Origin of the sequence: Streptococcus mitis (assembly GCF_003942965.1) — a bacterium.
GTDB classification, from domain to species: Bacteria; Bacillota; Bacilli; order Lactobacillales; family Streptococcaceae; genus Streptococcus; species Streptococcus mitis_BH.
Genome location: NZ_RJOG01000013.1, coordinates 44,622 through 58,041 on the forward strand (window position 1 = coordinate 44,622; position 13,420 = coordinate 58,041).

12 protein-coding genes and 1 riboswitch are annotated in these 13,420 nt (G+C 41.1%); of the genes, 10 read left to right on the forward strand and 2 right to left on the reverse strand.

Features of this window, described 5'->3' with window-relative positions; translation table 11 throughout:
• Window positions 1–180: 180 nt before the first annotated feature.
• Window positions 181–2,505 (forward strand): formate C-acetyltransferase, encoded by a 2,325-nt coding sequence (gene pflB / locus D8837_RS05445; RefSeq protein WP_020901544.1) that lies wholly within the window; start codon window positions 181–183, stop codon window positions 2,503–2,505.
• 299 nt (window positions 2,506–2,804) lie between these two features.
• Here pflB and D8837_RS05450 read toward each other — a convergent pair whose 3' ends face one another.
• Window positions 2,805–4,244, reverse strand: coding sequence for a TrkH family potassium uptake protein (locus tag D8837_RS05450; protein ID WP_125456433.1), 1,440 nt, complete (start codon window positions 4,242–4,244; stop codon window positions 2,805–2,807).
• 3 nt (window positions 4,245–4,247) lie between these two features.
• On the reverse strand, window positions 4,248–5,597 hold the full coding sequence (gene trkA / locus D8837_RS05455; RefSeq protein WP_000691701.1) for a Trk system potassium transporter TrkA: 1,350 nt from the start codon (window positions 5,595–5,597) through the stop codon (window positions 4,248–4,250).
• A 188-nt stretch (window positions 5,598–5,785) separates the two neighbouring features.
• Between trkA and D8837_RS05460 the strand changes: the two genes are divergently transcribed.
• The 9 genes from D8837_RS05460 to D8837_RS05500 all read left to right on the forward strand — a co-directional run bounded on the left by D8837_RS05460 (window position 5,786) and on the right by D8837_RS05500 (window position 13,219).
• A complete protein-coding gene (locus tag D8837_RS05460) occupies window positions 5,786–6,634 on the forward strand; it encodes an SAM hydrolase/SAM-dependent halogenase family protein (RefSeq protein WP_125456434.1) in 849 nt (282 codons plus the stop codon).
• A gap of 15 nt (window positions 6,635–6,649) precedes the next feature.
• Window positions 6,650–7,195, forward strand: coding sequence for an ECF-type riboflavin transporter substrate-binding protein (locus D8837_RS05465; protein WP_125456435.1), 546 nt, complete (start codon window positions 6,650–6,652; stop codon window positions 7,193–7,195).
• A 283-nt stretch (window positions 7,196–7,478) separates the two neighbouring features.
• Complete coding sequence (locus tag D8837_RS05470; RefSeq protein ID WP_125456436.1) at window positions 7,479–9,143, forward strand: ABC transporter ATP-binding protein; 1,665 nt, start codon at window positions 7,479–7,481, stop codon at window positions 9,141–9,143.
• Window positions 9,144–9,145: 2 nt separating this feature from the next.
• Complete coding sequence (locus tag D8837_RS05475) at window positions 9,146–9,976, forward strand: energy-coupling factor transporter transmembrane component T family protein (protein ID WP_125456437.1); 831 nt, start codon at window positions 9,146–9,148, stop codon at window positions 9,974–9,976.
• Between the two features lie 192 nt (window positions 9,977–10,168).
• Window positions 10,169–10,672 carry a tRNA (cytidine(34)-2'-O)-methyltransferase gene (locus D8837_RS05480; RefSeq protein ID WP_000181388.1) on the forward strand — a complete coding sequence of 168 codons (504 nt, stop codon included), beginning with the start codon at window positions 10,169–10,171 and terminating at the stop codon, window positions 10,670–10,672.
• A gap of 59 nt (window positions 10,673–10,731) precedes the next feature.
• Window positions 10,732–10,950: riboswitch (FMN riboswitch) on the forward strand.
• Between the two features lie 164 nt (window positions 10,951–11,114).
• Window positions 11,115–11,678 carry an ECF transporter S component gene (locus D8837_RS05485; protein ID WP_000185823.1) on the forward strand — a complete coding sequence of 188 codons (564 nt, stop codon included), beginning with the start codon at window positions 11,115–11,117 and terminating at the stop codon, window positions 11,676–11,678.
• A complete protein-coding gene (locus D8837_RS05490; protein ID WP_125456438.1) occupies window positions 11,668–12,318 on the forward strand; it encodes a phosphatase PAP2 family protein in 651 nt (216 codons plus the stop codon). The genes D8837_RS05485 and D8837_RS05490 overlap by 11 nt, the downstream gene beginning before the upstream one ends.
• Window positions 12,319–12,345: 27 nt before the next feature.
• Window positions 12,346–12,765, forward strand: a complete 420-nt coding sequence (locus tag D8837_RS05495; RefSeq protein WP_125456439.1) for a chromosome partitioning protein ParB — start codon at window positions 12,346–12,348, stop codon at window positions 12,763–12,765.
• On the forward strand, window positions 12,740–13,219 hold the full coding sequence (locus D8837_RS05500; RefSeq protein ID WP_125456440.1) for a GNAT family N-acetyltransferase: 480 nt from the start codon (window positions 12,740–12,742) through the stop codon (window positions 13,217–13,219). Before D8837_RS05495 ends, D8837_RS05500 begins: the two co-directional genes overlap by 26 nt.
• Window positions 13,220–13,420 lie beyond the last annotated feature (201 nt).

Here is a 13,420-nt window from a genome sequence, read left to right on the forward strand (position 1 = left end):
GAAAAAAGGCTTTAATTTTTTCAAAAATATAATACAGTTCGGGATAAAACATAGACTGTTTTAGAAAAGAAAGTGTAAAAATAGGGATTTATCACTTGTTGAAATCGGTTACTGTGTGGTATACTTGTCTCATGAATGTAACAGATGACTGTTACTAGAAAGAAAAAAGAGGACATTAACATGGTTGTTAAGACAGTTGTTGAAGCACAAGATATTTTTGACAAAGCTTGGGAAGGCTTCAAAGGCGTAGATTGGAAAGAAAAAGCAAGTGTATCACGCTTTGTACAAGCTAACTACACACCTTATGACGGAGACGAAAGCTTCCTTGCAGGACCAACAGAACGTTCGCTTCACATCAAAAAAATTGTAGAAGAAACTAAGGCTCACTACGAAGAAACTCGTTTCCCAATGGACACTCGTCCAACTTCTATCGCTGATATCCCTGCTGGATTTATCGATAAAGAAAACGAAGTTATCTTTGGTATCCAAAATGACGAACTCTTCAAATTGAACTTCATGCCAAAAGGTGGTATCCGTATGGCTGAAACTACTTTGAAAGAAAATGGATACGAACCAGATCCAGCTGTTCACGAAATCTTTACTAAATACGTAACAACAGTTAACGACGGTATCTTCCGCGCTTACACTTCAAACATTCGTCGCGCTCGTCACGCACACACTGTAACTGGTCTTCCAGATGCATACTCACGCGGACGTATTATCGGTGTTTACGCACGTCTTGCCCTTTACGGTGCAGACTACTTGATGCAAGAAAAAGTAAACGACTGGAATGCAATCGAAGAAATCGATGAAGAAACAATCCGTCTTCGTGAAGAAATCAACCTTCAATACCAAGCATTGCAACAAGTTGTTCGCTTGGGTGACCTTTACGGGGTTGACGTTCGCAAACCAGCGATGAACGTTAAAGAAGCGATCCAATGGGTTAACATCGCCTTCATGTCTGTCTGCCGTGTTATCAACGGTGCTGCTACATCTCTAGGACGTGTACCAATCGTATTGGATATCTTTGCAGAACGTGACCTTGCTCGTGGTACATTTACTGAATCAGAAATCCAAGAATTCGTTGATGATTTCGTTATGAAACTTCGTACAGTTAAATTTGCTCGTACAAAAGCTTATGACCAATTGTACTCAGGTGACCCAACTTTCATCACAACTTCTATGGCTGGTATGGGTAACGACGGTCGTCACCGTGTTACTAAGATGGACTACCGTTTCTTGAACACTCTTGACAACATCGGTAACTCTCCAGAACCAAACTTGACAGTTCTTTGGACTGACAAATTGCCATACAACTTCCGTCGCTACTGTATGCACATGAGCCACAAACACTCTTCTATCCAATACGAAGGTGTAACAACAATGGCCAAAGACGGATATGGTGAAATGAGCTGTATTTCATGCTGTGTGTCTCCACTTGACCCAGAAAATGAAGAACAACGCCACAACATCCAGTACTTCGGTGCTCGTGTAAACGTTTTGAAAGCGCTTCTTACTGGTTTGAACGGTGGTTACGACGATGTTCACAAAGACTACAAAGTATTTGACATCGAACCAATTCGTGACGAAGTTCTTGAATTCGAATCAGTTAAAGAAAACTTTGAAAAATCTCTTGACTGGTTGACTGACACTTACGTAGATGCTTTGAACATCATCCACTACATGACTGATAAGTACAACTACGAAGCTGTTCAAATGGCATTCTTGCCAACTAAACAACGTGCAAACATGGGATTCGGTATCTGTGGATTTGCTAACACTGTTGATACATTGTCAGCTATCAAATACGCTACAGTTAAACCAATCCGTGACGAAAACGGCTATATCTACGATTACGAAACAATCGGTGAATACCCACGTTGGGGTGAAGATGATCCTCGTTCAAACGAATTGGCAGAATGGTTGATTGAAGCTTACACAACTCGTCTACGTAGCCACAAACTTTACAAAGATGCAGAAGCTACAGTTTCACTTTTGACTATCACATCTAACGTTGCTTACTCTAAACAAACTGGTAACTCACCAGTCCACAAAGGTGTATACCTCAACGAAGATGGTTCTGTGAACTTGTCTAAACTTGAATTCTTCTCACCAGGTGCTAACCCATCTAACAAAGCTAAAGGTGGATGGTTGCAAAACTTGAACTCACTTTCTAGCCTTGACTTTAGTTATGCAGCTGATGGTATCTCATTGACAACTCAAGTTTCACCTCGCGCTCTTGGTAAGACTCGTGACGAACAAGTTGATAACTTGGTAACAATCCTTGATGGTTACTTCGAAAACGGTGGACAACACGTTAACTTGAACGTTATGGACTTGAACGATGTTTACGAAAAGATCATGTCTGGTGAAGATGTTATCGTACGTATCTCTGGATACTGTGTAAACACTAAATACCTCACTCCAGAACAAAAAACTGAATTGACACAACGTGTCTTCCACGAAGTTCTTTCAATGGATGATGCCTTGGATGCATTGAGCTAATCAAGTTCTTGAATAATGAAAAGGAACCCTCGGTCAATCGACTGAGGGTTGTTTTTGGATTATTAAATTCCCTAAGTCAGGCACTGAAATATCTGACCGGGATTCAAAGATACTTGTTGAGTTGCGGGAGGTATTTGATACTTAATGAAAATCAAAGAGCAAACTAGGAAGCTAGCCGCAGGTTGCTCAAAACACTGTTTTGAGGTTGCAGATAGAGCTGACGTGGTTTGAATTTTATTTTCGAAGAGTATGAAAATAAAAACACCACACTTTGTAGGTTTACAAGGTGTGGTTGTATTTTATCTCTTGGACCAAGTTCTCTTCATAAAGAGAAGGAGGATTGGGTAAATCTCTAGTCGTCCTGCAATCATCGCAAAGGAGAGGAGAATTTTTGAGATGGGACTAAAGATTGAGAAACTAGATGTCGTTCCTAGAATAGGTCCGATGTTATTGAAACAGCTAAAGACAGCGCTGGTAACGACCAGGAAGTCATTGCTATCTAGGCTGACAATAAAGATAAGTGCTAACAGAATCATAGAATAGATGACAAAGTACTTGAGAATCTTATGCTGGGTATCTTTGTCAATCACCGTTTTATTAACATGGAGGGTCAAAACACGGTGGGGTGATAGGATTGACAAAATCTGATTTTTAGCAATTTTTGAAAGAATGAGGCCTCGAATAACCTTGAGTCCACCTGCGGTTGATCCAGCAGAGCCACCGATTCCCATAAGGAAGAGAAGGATGAACTGGGAGAAGAGGGGCCAGTTGGTAATATCTCCATAACCAAAACCAGTCGTCGTAATGATATTGGAAACCTGGAAGAAGGCCATTTCAAAGCTCTTAGAAAATCCTGGATAGAGATAGAGAGTATTGAGGCTGATCAATCCTGTAGAAACCAGTACGATGACCAAGTAAGCCCGAAGTTCTTCATCTCCAAAGAAGGCCTTAACCCGACGGAGCATGAGGTAGTAGTAGAGGTTGAAATTTACCCCAAAAACCAGAACTCCGATGCTAACCAGATAGGTAATCAGTGAGCTGCCATAGTGAGCAATTCCATCGTTATAGACGGTAAAGCCCCCTGTTCCCGCTGTCCCCATAGCGATGACAAAACTATCAAATAGAGGCATACCGGCTAGATAATAGATGATGACAAAGAGGGAGAAGAGAGCTAGATAAAGGAGATAGAGAATCTGAGCGGTGTTTTTTAGCTTGGATACAACCTTACCAAAGACGGGGCCAGGAACCTCAGCTTTCATCACCTCTAGGTGGCTATTCTTGGCATTATCCATAATAGCAAGTGCGAAAACGAGCACTCCCATCCCTCCAATCAAGTGGGTAAAACTTCGCCAGAAGAGGAGGGAGCGGCTGAGGACCGAAACGTCGTTCAGAATAGTTGCTCCGGTAGTTGTAAAGCCAGAACTAATCTCAAAAAAAGCATCAATAACGCTGGGAATTTGCTTAGCAAAAACAAAGGGGAGACCGCCAAAGAAGGACCAAAGGATCCAACAGAGGGCAACAATCAAGACTCCCTCCTTGGCATAAATCCGTTGATTTTTGGGCTTTTGTAAAATTCCTGAACCGCCTAGTAATACGAGAATTCCTATTGTTGAAAAGAGGGCCGTAAAGACTTGGCTCGATTCACGGTAATAGATAGCAACAGCTACAGGAACCAAAAGAAGAACAGCTTCAATCAAAAGTAATTTTGAAAGGAGGTAACGAATCATACTTTTATTCATTTCTTACCTCGCGATCAAGTCATAAATCTTGGTGATGTTTGGCAACAAAGTTGTTACTAGGAGCTTGTCTCCAACTTCCAACATATCCTCCCCAGTAGGGAAAATAGTCTTGCCCTTTCGAATGATGGCTGCTATAAGAACCCCTTTTTTCAGTTTTAATTGAGAAAGAGGTTTGGCAGTCATTTTATTAGCTTCCTTGATATGGAATTGCAGGGTTTCGATTTGGCCATTGGCTAGATGGTGCATGGCCTGAAGGTCTGAATACTGGGCATTAACCCGACCACGAATAAAGTGCATGATTGTATCTACAGCGATGCTTTTAGGTGTGATGATACTTGAAAAATCAGGCGCATTGATAATTTCGAGGAGACTGGTACGATTGACCTTGGTGATATTTTTTTGTACACCTACCCTGTCAAGGAACATAGAGGTAATCAGATTTTCCTCATCGACCCCTGTTAGAGTCGCAACGGCATCATAGTTTTGAGCACTTTCTTCCAGCAGGATATCTTTTGCGGTACCATCTCCTTGAACGATGTAGAGGTTTGGGAATTTCTCGCTAAAGAAGCTAGCGATTTCAGGATTGATTTCAATAACCTTGGTATCAATACGACTGTCTTTTAGGATACCTAGTAGATAATAGGCGATTCTACCAGCTCCAACAATAAGAAGGCTCTTCACGGCACGAGATTTAAAATAATTATGGAAGAGCATCATATCAACACGGTTACCAGTGACAAAGATTCTATCTTTATCCTGTATGGTCATGTCACCGCTTGGAATGATAATTTGATGATCCCTCTCTATCGCACAGACAATGACATTGCCAAATTTTTTCCGAAAATCAGAAATGGGCATTTGGCAAAGACCACTGGAGGATTTAACAGTGAATTCCATCAAGCTGACCCGTCCACCAAAGAAACGTTCGACAGAGAGGGCGTTGGGGAAGTCAATGATATTCGCGATAGCGCGGGCAGCCAAGAGCTCAGGGTTAACGATAAGAGAAAAACCGAGAATATTCTTTTCCTTGAAATAAGAGTTAGAATATTCAGGGTTCCGCACCCGAACGATGGTCTCTTTAGCTCCCATTTTTTTGGCTAGAACGGCTGCAATCATGTTCACTTCATCGTATTCAGTCAGGGCGATAAAGATATCACAATCCTGAACACTGGCTTGCTCAAGAATGGTAAAATCGGCCCCGTTACCAAGGATACCCATGATATCAAAGCGATTGACAATATGATTGAGGACAGCTTCGTCTTGCTCAATCAGCAAAACATCATGCTTTTCTGCAACCAAGGAGCGACAGAGGGCAGAACCAACTTTTCCCCCTCCGACAAGGATAATTTTCATANTAAAACCTACTTNTTCATNATGTAACTATCATACCTTTTTTCAAGAAAAAATGCACCTACTAGCTAATNACNAGAGNTTTTAGTAGGANATTTGCTATAAGGTAAAACTATACCCTAACCAATTGAAATAGCTATTAGCTACTTTCTAGAAAATATGGTATGATAAAGGACATACGGGGAGACAAAATGAATAATAATTTACTGGTATTACAATCAGACTTTGGTCTGGTTGATGGTGCGGTATCGGCTATGATTGGAGTGGCTTTAGAAGAATCTCCAACCTTAAAAATTCATCACTTGACGCACGATATCACGCCTTATAATATTTTTGAGGGGAGCTATCGTCTCTTTCAGACGGTAGATTACTGGCCTGAGGGAACGACATTTGTATCGGTGGTCGATCCAGGTGTCGGCTCGAAACGTAAGAGTGTGGTTGCCAAGACTGCAAAAAATCAATACATTGTCACGCCAGATAATGGGACGCTTTCTTTTATTAAGAAACACGTTGGTATTGTAGCCATTCGTGAGATTTCTGAAGTGGCCAATAGACGTCAAAATACAGAGCATTCTTATACCTTCCACGGTCGTGATGTCTATGCCTATACTGGTGCTAAACTGGCCAGTGGTCACATTTCTTTTGAGGAAGTGGGACCAGAGCTCAGTGTGGATCAGATTGTGGAGCTTCCAGTCGTAGAGACCATCGTTGAAGACCATTTGGTGAAGGGAGCTATTGATATTCTGGATGTACGTTTTGGTTCGCTTTGGACCTCTATCACGCGAGAAGAGTTTTACAAGCTGGAACCAGCATTCGGTGACCGTTTTGAAGTGACTATCTATCACGCTGATATGCTAGTCTATCAAAATCAGGTTGTTTATGGCAAATCATTTGCAGATGTGAGAATTGGGCAACCCATCCTTTACATCAACTCTCTCTATCGTTTAGGTCTGGCTATCAACCAAGGTTCCTTTGCCAAGGCTTATAATGTGGGCGTCGGTTCATCTTGGACCATTGAAATAAAGAAAATAGAATCATAAAATAGGAGAATATAGATGAAAAATCAATCAATTAAACAAGTTGTTGCTATCGGTGTTGGAGCTGCGCTCTTTGTTGTCATCGGGATGATCAGCATCCCGACACCCGTTCCAAATACAAGCATCCAGCTTCAGTATGCGGTACAGAGCCTCTTGTCTATCATTTTTGGGCCTCTAGTAGGACTACTTGTTGGTTTAATTGGGCATGCTGTTAAGGATTCTATTGCAGGCTATGGTCTTTGGTGGACCTGGATTATTGCTAGTGGTCTCTTTGGTCTAGCCGTCGGACTCTTTAGAAAATACATTCGAGTAACACAGGGTGTTTTTGAGTTGAAGGATATTGTCTTCTTTAACCTCATTCAGATTGTTGCAAATGCTCTTGTTTGGGGTGTCTTGGCACCACTTGGAGATGTTGTGATTTATCAAGAAGCGGCAGAAAAAGTATTTGCCCAAGGGATTGTTGCGGGAATTGCAAATGCTGTAACTGTAGCTATCGCAGGTACCCTTCTCTTGCTAGCTTATTCACGTACGCAGACTCGTTCAGGAAGTTTGAAAAAGGATTAACATAAGAGAAAAGGCTGGACAACCAGTCTTTTTCGATGTTTATTGATTAGTTAGGCAAGCAAGCTATGATAGGACTCTTTTTGGCGCTAAGATTTTAAGAGAAGAGTCTGCAAGAAGGGGTAGATTTATGATAAAATAGAAGTCTAATACTCTGCGAAAATCTAATTCAAACCGCGTCAGCTCTATCTGCAACCTCAAAAAAGTGTTTTGAGCAACCTACGGCTAGCTTCCTGGTTTGCTCTTTGATTTTCATTGAGTAGAAGAAGCGAATGAAGAGAGTAAGATGAAAGAAGCTATAATTGAGTGGAAGGATTTCTCTTTCCAGTATGAAACACAACAAGAACCGACCTTGCAAGGGGTGGATTTGACTATTTATAAGGGAGAGAAAGTCTTAATTGTTGGGCCATCTGGGTCAGGCAAGTCTACCTTGGGTCAGTGTTTGAATGGGATTATTCCAAATATTTACAAGGGTCAGATATCTGGAGAATTTTTGATCAAGGGGCAAGCGGCCTTTGATATGAGTATCTATGATAAATCTCATCTGGTTAGCACGGTTTTGCAGGATACAGATGGGCAGTTTATCGGCTTATCTGTGGCAGAGGACTTGGCTTTTGCTCTGGAAAATGATGTGACAGCTCTAGATGAAATGAAAAATCGTGTTCATAAATGGGCTGAAAAGCTGGACCTTATTTCTTTACTGAATCAGCGTCCTCAGGATTTGTCTGGTGGACAAAAGCAGCGAGTTAGTCTAGCTGGTGTCTTGATTGATGAAAGTCCGATTCTCTTGTTTGATGAGCCACTAGCCAATCTTGATCCCAAGTCAGGTCAGGATATTATCGAATTGATTGACCAGATTCATAAGGAAGAGGGGACGACGACTCTTATTATCGAGCACCGTTTAGAGGATGTTCTGCATCGCCCTGTCGATCGGATTGTCTTGATCAATGATGGCCGTATCCTCTTTAATGGGAGTCCTGATCAGTTATTGGCGACTGATTTGTTGACCCAAAATGGAATTCGCGAACCCCTTTATCTAACCACTTTACGTCAATTAGGTGTGGATTTAGCTAAGGAAGAACAATTAGCAAATTTGGACAACTTGTCTATCTCAAAAGGCCAGGTTCAGTTGCAGAATGAACTGGTAAAAGAAATCCCAGAATTGCAGTTACTCTTTAAATTAGAGGATCTGTCGTTTTCTTATGATGATAGACCGATTTTAAAATCCATTCATTTAGATATTAAAAAGGGTGAAAAGATTGCCATTGTCGGGAAAAATGGAGCAGGGAAATCAACCCTTGCCAAGGCCTTAAGTAGCTTTATTCAGACGGAAGGCCGCTATCTTTGGGAAGGACAGGATATCAAAGGAGATTCTGTTGCAGAGCGGGCGGAACGAGTAGGCTATGTGCTGCAAAATCCTAATCAAATGATTTCAACCAATATGATTTTTGATGAGGTGGCTCTGGGACTTCGTTTGCGAGGTGTGGAAGAGCAGGAAATTGAAACGAGAGTCTATGAAACTTTGAAAATCTGTGGTCTCTATGAATTCCGTAATTGGCCTATTTCTGCCCTGTCATTTGGTCAGAAAAAACGTGTGACTATTGCATCGATTTTGGTCTTAGGGGCTGAAATTATCCTCTTAGATGAACCGACTGCAGGTCAAGACCAGAAGAACTATACTGAAATTATGGAATTTCTTGAAGAACTGCATCAAAAAGGTCATACCATTGTCATGATTACCCATGATATGCAATTGATGCTGGATTATTCAGACCGAGCCCTTGTCATGGTGGATGGGGAACTGATTGCCGATACTGATCCAGCTAGTCTTTTGAGCAATCCTGAGCTGTTAGTAAAAGCCAACCTAAAAGAAACTTCAATCTTCAACTTGGCCAAGAAACTAGACGTGGATCCACTTGCTTTAACGGCATTTTACAAAGAAAGGAGATAAGGATGCAAGCTAAATTAATTGGTTACCAGCATAGAGATACTGTGATTCATCGCTTGTCAGGTGCTGGGAAACTCCTCTTTTTCATCCTTGTATCATTGGCTGCCATGATTAGCTATGATACCAGACTGCTTGTTCTGATTGCCATCTTTTCGGTTTTTCTCCTCTATTTGTCAGAAATCCGCTTTAAAGATGTTTCCTTTGTAGCCGTTTTTGCGACGGTATTTGCCGTTTTAAACGTCTTGATGGTCTATCTCTTTTCTCCCGAGTATGGGGTTGGACTTTACGGAGAGAGGAGTGTGATTTGGCAGGGAATCGGTGCCTACACTCTGACCAGCCAAGAACTCTTTTATCTGCTAAATCTGGCCATTAAGTACCTTTGCACTATTCCTCTGGCTATTATCTTTTTGATGACAACCCATCCTAGTCAGTTTGCTTCCAGTTTAAATCAAATCGGTGTGTCCTATAAGATTGCCTATTCTGTCAGTCTAACCTTGCGCTATATTCCAGATTTGCAGGAAGAATTCTTTACTATCAAGATGTCTCAGGAAGCGCGTGGGATGGAATTATCCAAGAAAGCTTCTCTTATGCAACGAATCAAAGGCAATTTGCGCATTATTACTCCCTTGATTTTTAGCTCGCTAGAACGCATTGATACTATCGCGACCGCCATGGAACTTCGCCGCTTTGGAAAAGAGAAAAAACGCACTTGGTATAGTTATCAGGCCTTGAAAAAAGGAGACTATCTTACCTTGCTCTTGGCAGCCTTGTTTTTAGTAGCTAGTTTGTTACTTATCTTGCAGAATCAGGGACGATTTTACAACCCTTGGAAATAGCTTGAAAAAATCAAAAAAATCAAGTCGTTTCTATTGACAATGATTCTGAAAGTGTTATACTAAGAAAGTAGTTTCGCTGATTTACTTCAAACCTGTTGTGAGGTAAGTTAACGATGCCTTAACCACGCTGTTTGCTGAGCTTGACTCCGGGCAGTGTGGCTATTTTTTTGCAATGGTGAAAGGAAGCAAGTCATGACAAATCACATTGTATTATTTGAGCCTCAAATTCCACAAAATACAGGCAATATCGCGCGTACTTGCGCTGCGACCAATTCTCCCCTCCACATCATCAAGCCAATGGGCTTTCCTATTGACGACCGCAAGATGAAGCGAGCTGGATTGGATTATTGGGATAAACTAGAGATTTATTTTTACGAGAGTTTGGAGGATTTCATGTCTCAGATGAAGGGCAAACTCTATCTGATTTCTAAATTCGCTGAGAAAGTGTATTCTGAGGTGGATTTATCGACTGACGAAGACCATTATTTTCTTTTTGGACGTGAAGACAAGGGCTTGCCGGAGGACTTTATGCGAGAACATCCTGAGAAAGCTCTCCGTATTCCTATGAATGATGAACATGTCCGCAGTCTCAATGTGTCTAATACCGTCTGCATGATTGTCTATGAGGCTCTCCGCCAGCAGAACTTTGCAGGTCTTGAGCTTGTTCATACCTATGAAGTGGATAAATTGAAATAAAAAATGAAAATGAAAATGAACAAAATGCTTGCGCTTGCAAGCGTTTTTTGTTATGATAAAAGAGTCTTCAGGGCAGGGTGTGATTCCCGACCGGCGGTAAATTTGACTAGCTATTTTAGCTTTCTCGTCGTTGTCTTGTCTCGATATGCTTTAAGTATTATCTTCGACTGCGACGCCTAGATAAATCTAAAATATCTTAACCAAATAAGTCCGCGAGCGCAAGCTGATGTGGTGAGATTCCACAACCGACAGTATAGTCTGGATGGGAGAAGACGAAAGAATAGCTTTGTCTGTTCTGATAGATTTATAGCTAAACTGTAACCGCTTGCTTTTGTTTTCTTTAATAGAGTGAGAGGGAACTTTTGGGATATAAAAAGTGAGAATAGATAGAGGGATCCTTTCTAACTTCTTCTGATTTTATAGAAAATTGGAGGAACCTGTTATGACAAACACACGTCGACTTTCGACCATTGCGATTTTATCAGCCATCTCATTTGTGCTGATGTACTTTGACTTTCCGCTTTTGCCAGCGGCGTCCTTCCTCAAGATCGAATTTAGTATCTTGCCAGTCCTTGTGGGTCTGGTGGTCATGGATTTGCCTGCTGCTCTAGGAATTCTCTTGCTTCGCTCACTCTTGAAGTTGCTTCTTAACAGCCAGGGAGTGAATACTTACATTGGTTTGCCAATGAATATCGTAGCTTTGGGAGTTTTTGTCATCGTCTTTGCTTTGATTTGGAAAAAGGAACGGACAACCCTTCGTTTCCTACTAGGCTCTCTAGCTGGGACTATTGGTTTAACCGTGGCTATGTTGGTTCTCAACTATGTTTATGCTGTTCCTTTGTACGCTAAGTTTGCTAACTTTGATATTGGAAAAATTTTGGGACTTTCCAACTACCTAATGACTATGGTGTTGCCTTTTAACTTGATTGAGGGTGTAATCTTTTCCGTTTCATTCTGGTTGTTGTATGTTCTCTTGAAACCAACCTTAAAACATTATGAGAGATAAACAAACATTTTTAATGAAGGGCAGTTTTGCCCTTTTACTTTTCGTTATTCTTGGCTATATGGTCAAATTTTACCCTGAAACGCTGGTCGGTTTTGACCAACCGATACAGACTGCCGTTCGAGGAGACTTGCCAGATTACTTGACTATTCTTTTCAGGGCCATCACACGCTTGATTGATATCCCAGTGATTATCACTTGGGTTGTCATTACAGCTTTTATCTTTTATCGTAAGCGATGGAAGATTGAAAGTTTCTTCATGCTGGGAAATCTAGCTTTGGCAGGTCTTTTAATTGTGACCTTTAAAAATGTCTACCAGCGCCCACGACCAGCTATCTTACACTTGGTTGAGGAGAAGGGATTTTCCTTTCCAAGCGGCCATTCTCTGGCTGTAACCTTGATGGTCGGATCTCTGATTGTCATTCTCAGTCAACGGATGAAAGATCCAGTCTGGAGAAAAATCGTGCAAATCGTCCTTGGCCTCTACCTAGTCAGTGTACTGGTATCAAGGGTCTATCTGGGAGTTCACTATCCATCAGATGTTCTTGCCAGTCTCTGTGTGGGCTTGGGAGTCCTGTTTATCGAGTTTCCCTTCTATGACAAACTCTGCTTCCAATGGCGATTTAAAGGCAAGCAGAAGTGAGTATCAAATTCCTTTGAGGAGAAAGAAATGAAAGTCAATATAGCAGATCTTCATCCGACTCAACTATACCTATCAGAAAAGAAGTTGCAAGATATTCAGATGATTTATCAGTCGGTAGAACTAAACAATGTCGATCCAATCAGTATTCTTGCATTTGGAAATTGCTTGTTGATTACAGATGGGCATCACAGGGTTTATCAGGCTTTATTGGCAGGTTGGGATACGATTTCTGCTGAGTGGGATAGAGATGGTGGCGATGAACTATATCACCTCTATGCGCAAGCTTGTGAGGAAAGAAAGATTTACTCTGTTCTGGATTTAAAAAATCATATCTTAGCTCAAGATGAGTATGAAGCAAAATGGTATAACTGGTGTGATGGTTTTAATCAAGCAGCAACTCTCTTATTGAAAAGGAAAGCTGATGAAACAGATTTTACAAATAGATAATTCACTACGTCTCGTTCCTTATTGTAAGGTCAATCATTGTGAGGAAGCTTTTGCTTGGTATCAGGATGTGAACTTAGTTTACCTCGTAGATGGGGTGAAGAGACCCTACAGTCCAGCGACCTTGGAAGCCATGTATTCCTATTTGGATCAGCATGGGGAGCTTTTTTGGATTGAAGTCAAGGAGAAGGGAAAATGGTTTCCAATTGGGGATGTTACACTATCTCAGGATAATCTTCCCATTGTGATTGGGAATCCCGCTTACCAACATCGAGGACTTGGAAAAAAGATTCTAAGTACTTTGATTGAATTGGCTCGAGTAAAGGGATGGAAAGAATTGAGAGTCAAGGAAATCTACACCTATAATCATGCTTCTAGGAGGTGTTTCAAGTCGCTTGGATTTGTGGAAAATAGGGCAACAGAAAAAGGGGCGAGATTTGTATTGAAATTAGTCTAATCTAACATAAAAAAATTTCGACAAGTACTTGACAAATAGATTGAAATATCTTAAAATGAAAATGGTTACAGAGTTATTAATTATTTAAGCTTCATGTCACCATTAAAAATTGAAATAAAAGGATGTTATCACTAATACAAGTGAGCAGGAACCTATTTAATCACATCGGAAGAAGTTTCTTGATGTTTTTAAGTAGGTTCC

Coding starts and splice junctions, on each gene's coding strand:
- D8837_RS05465 (WP_125456435.1), top strand. CDS start 6,650: ATGAAAAATCAATCAATTAAACAAGTTGTTGCTATCGGTGTTGGAGCT.
- pflB (WP_020901544.1), top strand. CDS start 181: ATGGTTGTTAAGACAGTTGTTGAAGCACAAGATATTTTTGACAAAGCT.
- D8837_RS05475 (WP_125456437.1), top strand. CDS start 9,146: ATGCAAGCTAAATTAATTGGTTACCAGCATAGAGATACTGTGATTCAT.
- D8837_RS05450 (WP_125456433.1), bottom strand. CDS start 4,244: ATGAATAAAAGTATGATTCGTTACCTCCTTTCAAAATTACTTTTGATT.
- trkA (WP_000691701.1), bottom strand. CDS start 5,597: ATGAAAATTATCCTTGTCGGAGGGGGAAAAGTTGGTTCTGCCCTCTGT.
- D8837_RS05460 (WP_125456434.1), top strand. CDS start 5,786: ATGAATAATAATTTACTGGTATTACAATCAGACTTTGGTCTGGTTGAT.
- D8837_RS05490 (WP_125456438.1), top strand. CDS start 11,668: ATGAGAGATAAACAAACATTTTTAATGAAGGGCAGTTTTGCCCTTTTA.
- D8837_RS05500 (WP_125456440.1), top strand. CDS start 12,740: ATGAAACAGATTTTACAAATAGATAATTCACTACGTCTCGTTCCTTAT.
- D8837_RS05470 (WP_125456436.1), top strand. CDS start 7,479: ATGAAAGAAGCTATAATTGAGTGGAAGGATTTCTCTTTCCAGTATGAA.
- D8837_RS05495 (WP_125456439.1), top strand. CDS start 12,346: ATGAAAGTCAATATAGCAGATCTTCATCCGACTCAACTATACCTATCA.
- D8837_RS05480 (WP_000181388.1), top strand. CDS start 10,169: ATGACAAATCACATTGTATTATTTGAGCCTCAAATTCCACAAAATACA.
- D8837_RS05485 (WP_000185823.1), top strand. CDS start 11,115: ATGACAAACACACGTCGACTTTCGACCATTGCGATTTTATCAGCCATC.